The sequence below is a fragment of the Patiriisocius sp. 208BN25-11 genome, from assembly GCF_058147145.1.
Window position 1 is genome coordinate 1 of record NZ_JBYVJY010000054.1, and the last position, 341, is coordinate 341.

Consider the following 341-nt stretch of genomic DNA (forward strand, 5'->3'; position numbering starts at 1 on the left):
TCATCATACGTCTTTCCTTCTGTATTGCTCACGCAAGATGAGAACATAATGAGGATGCCCAAAATACATATTCCGGCGTACATTTTTTTTCTGAAAGTTGTTTTCATAGTATTAAATTTATAGTTGATTTGATTTAGATTCTGTTTGAAATAGGGTGGGGCTTATGGTTACCATAACCCATCCCCAATTATTGGTATTATTATCAATATTGTTCTTTATAATTTCCATCCCTTCCGAAGCGAACATTTGACTATATCCGGCTTTGAAATTGATATCTTTAGAAAAAACATATGTGTATACCAGGTCTACTTCCGTTCCTAACTGCTTTGAATCACTACCTG

The 341-nt window shown here is 34.3% G+C and carries 1 pseudogene; it reads right to left on the minus strand.

The features are described from left to right. Positions 1-117: 117 nt before the first annotated feature. A pseudogene (locus tag ACY2RS_RS15520) lies at positions 118-341 on the minus strand (alginate export family protein); the annotation flags it as partial.